At 71.9% G+C, this 4420-nt stretch carries 3 protein-coding genes and 1 pseudogene; 2 read left to right on the top strand and 2 right to left on the bottom strand.

Annotated elements, in window-relative coordinates; all coding sequences use genetic code 11:
• Nucleotides 1-1216 (bottom strand): rhomboid family intramembrane serine protease (locus ACLEQD_RS37870; RefSeq protein WP_410390723.1); only part of this gene is annotated, 1216 nt, incomplete at its 3' end.
• Nucleotides 1217-1324: 108 nt separating this feature from the next.
• Here ACLEQD_RS37870 and ACLEQD_RS37865 point away from each other — a divergent pair.
• Complete coding sequence (locus ACLEQD_RS37865) at nucleotides 1325-3184, top strand: FHA domain-containing protein (RefSeq protein WP_410390722.1); 1860 nt, start codon at nucleotides 1325-1327, stop codon at nucleotides 3182-3184.
• Between the two features lie 45 nt (nucleotides 3185-3229).
• Complete coding sequence (locus tag ACLEQD_RS37860; RefSeq protein ID WP_014398871.1) at nucleotides 3230-3823, top strand: response regulator; 594 nt, start codon at nucleotides 3230-3232, stop codon at nucleotides 3821-3823.
• Here ACLEQD_RS37860 and ACLEQD_RS37855 read toward each other — a convergent pair.
• Nucleotides 3820-4420, bottom strand: a pseudogene (locus ACLEQD_RS37855) (enoyl-CoA hydratase/isomerase family protein); the annotation flags it as partial. The gene ACLEQD_RS37860 and the pseudogene ACLEQD_RS37855 sit on opposite strands and share 4 nt — an antisense overlap.

Here is a 4420-nt window from a genome sequence, read left to right as displayed (position 1 = left end):
CCCACCTGCGCAGCGAATGCCCCAGCTCGCGCAGCGGCCCCGCGACCCCCGGCACCAGCAGCGCCCGGGCGCGGGCGACCCGCAGGCTCGCGGGCTCCTCGAAGCGCACGTCCGCCGTCATCCGCTCCACCACCCGCGCATAGGCCGGATAGGCCTGCGGCCAGGTGAAGACGAGCCGGTACACCCACTCCCCGCGTGGCACGAACCACGCCACCAGGTGCGTCCGCCGGCCCGCCCCGTCCAGCTCCGCGCGGATCCGCTGCGCGGGCCGGCCGCCCAGCGACGCGGGCTCCACCGCGCCCACCGACACCGTGCGCCCCTCGGGCCCCGCCCTGCCGGGCACCAGCGATTCGTCCAGGAAGTGCCGGGCCTGCGCGGAGCCGTCCCCCGGCTCACCCGCCTCGATGGCCTCCGCCGTGAGCGTGGCCCGCCCCAGGCCCGTCAGGCCGTTGGAGAAGGCCCGCCGGCCCTGGCCATCCTCCTCGCGGCGCCACCCGTCCGGCAGCGCCACCGCCACCCCGAAGCCGTCGTCGCGCTCCACGCGCCACCCCGACCGCTCCGTCACCACCACCGCGGCGCCCAGCACCGCGAGCCCCACCAGCGACACCGCCCCCCACGCCCGCGACCGCGGGAGGACGCCCACGAGCAGCCCCGCCAGCAGCCCCCCCAGGTGCCCCGCGTTGTCCACGCCCACGCTCGTCCACCCGAGCCACAGGAAGACGAGCACCGTGGGCAGCGCGTTCTCCCCGGAGAACCACTGGAAGCGCGCCCCCGGGCCGTTCCGGGCGCGCCGCCCCAGCACCAGCAGCGCCCCCACGCAGCCAAACACCCACCCGGACGCGCCCACGCTCACCGCCGGCGACCACCAGAGCGAGCCCGTCATCGTCGCCAGCCCCGACACGGCCAGCAGCGCCACGTAGTCCCACCACCGGCACGCCCGCTCCACCGCCGTGCCCACCCCCGCGAAGACCAGCAGGTTGAGGCCCAGGTGCAGCGCGTCCCGGTGCAGGAGGTTGGCCGACAGCAGGCGCCAGCCCTGCCCCGCGTCCGTCACCAGGGGGCCCGACTTGGCTCCCCAGCGCAGCAGCGCGTCCACCCCGGGCGGCCCGCCGGACGCCACCGCCGCGTACAGAATGGCCTGCGCCGCGATCAGCGCTATCGTGAGCCCCGGTATCCTGCGCTCCCCACCCTTTCCGGCCAATCGACCGATGGACAACAGTGCCCCCCTGACCCTGGGATGGGCGAAAAACCCTGTTGTTCTCGGGGGATACATGGCTTGTCTCGGCAAAGGGCATTCTGCTATAGCTGTACTCGGACCGGACCCGTGCTGAAGCTCATCATCGAAGACGACGAGGGGCGCAAGACCGTTGTTCCCTTCGTGCGCGACGAAATCACCATTGGCCGTCAGGAGGGCAACACGATCCGCCTGACCGAGCGGAACGTGTCACGTCGACACGCCCGGCTGGTGCGCCTCAATGGACACGTCGTGCTCGAAGACCTGGGGAGCTACAACGGCACCCGGATCAACGGTGAACGCGTCGCAGGCCAGCTCCCTCTCAAGGAGGGCGACCTCATCCAGATTGGCGACTACGATCTGGCCTTGCAGGTCGAGGGCGCGGCCAACGCGGCCGCCCCCACTGGCGCCATCACCGCCAAGGTGCCCGCCTCCCGCCGGCCTGAGCCGGAGGAGGAGGACGACGACCGCGGCGGCCCCGCCCCCCGCGACACCATGGTGGACGGCGAGGACGGGGCGGAGGACTCCGACGATGAGGACGGCGACGAGCCGGGCCACACGCCGGTGTCCGCGGAGGCGCGCCGCAACGCCACGTCCATCATCCGCATGGACCAGATGGAGGCGGACCGGCCCCGGCGCGTGGAGCGCGTGCCGGAGGACGAGCAGCCCCGGCTGCTGGTGCTCGCCCCCAACGAGTTCAAGGGCCAGGAGTACGACTGCAACCGCACGGAGCTGCGGATCGGCCGCACGTCGGAGAACGACGTGGCGCTGGACCACCGCTCGCTGTCCCGCACGCACGCGAAGATCGTGCGCGAGGAGACCGGCGAGTGGCGCGTCATCGACATGCAGTCGGCCAACGGGCTGACGGTCAACGGTGAGAGCTACGCCCAGGCGACGCTCGCCCACGGCGACGTCATCGAGATGGGCCACGTGAGGCTGCGCTTCGTGGGGCCGGGCTCGCTGGCGGAGGACATCGCCGCGCAGGAGCGCGGCGGGTCCAAGAAGATGTGGGTGGCCGCGGTCGTCGCGTTCCTGTCCATCGGCGCGGGCGCGGCGCTCTTCGTGGTGAAGGGGCAGGAGCTGCTGCCCAAGCCGCCGGACGCCCCCGCGCCCGTGGTCGCCGCAGATCCGCAGCCGCCCACGCAGACGCCGCCCACGGCGAAGCCTCCGGAGGCCGTGGCCGCCGCCACTCCGCCCGAGACGCCGGAGAAGGCACCGGAGCCCCCCGCGGATCAGCCCTTCCAGGACGCGCTCCAGGCGGGCAGGTTGCCCGCCGCCGCCACCGCGCTCGACGCGCTCCGCAAGACGAAGGCACTTCCGGCCACGACCCTGGGCGAGCTCCAGGCGCGGCTGGAGAAGGAGCGCAAGGCGGAGAAGGACCTCGCCGCGACCCGGCGGGCCCTCAAGAGCAACGACGTCGACGGTGCGACCCGGAGCTTCAACGCCATCCCGGAGGACACGGTCTTCACGAAGGAGCGCAGGGACCTGGGTGACCAGCTGACCTCCGCGCAGCAGAAGCTCGCGCAGGACACCCAGCTGACGGAAGACCCGGCTCCGGACGACCCGGGAACGGCCTCCGTCGCGCCCCGGAACCCGAATGCGCGCCCCACGTCGGAGTACATGCGGAACAAGACCGCGGACGACGTGAAGACGCAGATTGGCACCATCCGCCTCGAGGTCGACCGGCTCAACAAGGACCAGAAGCCGGAGGCCGCGCTGGAGATCGCCAAGGACTGCGCGATCATCGCGCCCTCGGTCCCGGAGTGCCACCTGATGCTCGGCGTGCTGTACGCCAAGCTCAAGAACTTCGAGCTGAGCGGCCAGCACTACGAAACCTTCCTCACGCTCGTGCCCCCGGACCACAAACTTCGGGCCCGGGTCATTGAAATCCTCAACGGCAACAAGGCTGGCCAGACGTCGAAACCCACGACCTCGAAGGCCGGTCAGTAATCCCCCCCCGCGGCACATCCCTCAACCCTGCAGCGAGGAGACGCTGTGCAGATTCGCATCCTGGTAGTTGATGACGAGCAGGACAACTGCGACTACCTCAAGCTGGTGCTGACCCGTGAAGGCTACGAGGTCGTCACCACCACGGACCCCACGCAGACGGTGGACATCCTCCGGGGCTCCGACTTCCACCTCGTCATCCTCGACATGATGATGCCGCAGATGTCCGGTACCGAAGTGCTGGAGCTGATCCGCAAGTACGACACGGACATCGCGGTCATCGTCGCCACGGCCTACCCCACCGTGGACACGGCCGTCGCGTCGCTCAAGGCGCAGGCGTCCGACTACGTGAAGAAGCCCATGGAGCCGGAGCAGTTCACGGCCGCCGTGCGCAACGCGCTGCAGAAGAAGGGCCTGTCCCAGGACCCGGAAGCCGACCTGCACCGCGCCATCGGCCGCACCATCCGCGACGCGCGCAAGACGCAGGAGCTCACGCTCAAGCAGCTGGCCCGCCGCACGGGCCTGTCCGTGTCCCTGCTGTCCCAGATTGAACGCGCGGAGTCCTCGGCGTCCATCTCGTCGCTCTACAAGATCGCCTCCGCGCTCCAGCTGCGCATGGGCGAGCTGTTCGGCGACACCTAGCGGCCGTTGAACCGGGGCGCGCGCTTCTCCAGGAAGGCCGCGCGCCCCTCCTTCGCGTCCTCGCTGCCAAAGGCCTCGCCGCGCACCTGACGCAGGTGCGCGACGTCCTCCGGGGACAACCCGGAGCGCGCCAGCAGCCCGAACGCCTCCTTCATCCCCGACACCGCCTTCGGCGCCCCCGCGGCCAGCGTCGCGCACAGCGCCAGCGCGCGTCCTTCCGCGTCCTCGGGGCACTCGTCCAGCAGCCCCCACGCGAGCGCCTCCGCCGCGGGCAGCCGCCGCGCGGTGAGGAACAGCTGCTTGGCGCGAGACAGGCCCACCAGCCGCACCGCCCTCGCCAGCCCCTCCGGCGAGTACACGATGCCCAGCCGGGCCGGAGGCATGAGGAAGAACGCGTCGCCCGCGCCCACGCGGAAGTCGCACGAGGCCGCCAGGTCGAAGCCCGCGCCCACCGCGCCGCCCTGCACCAGCGCCACTGACGGCGCCGGGTGCCGCTCCAGCTTCAGCAGGCACGCCACCAGCGGGTCATCCGGCAGCCGCCCGTCCGCGCCCGGGGGCCCCAGTGCGGTCAAGTCGGTAGCCCGCGCAGAGTGCCGC

It is taken from the genome of Corallococcus sp. 4LFB, from assembly GCF_046520365.1.
Classification (GTDB): Bacteria; Myxococcota; Myxococcia; order Myxococcales; family Myxococcaceae; genus Corallococcus; species Corallococcus caeni.
This window is presented reverse-complemented; position numbering and strand designations above follow the sequence as displayed.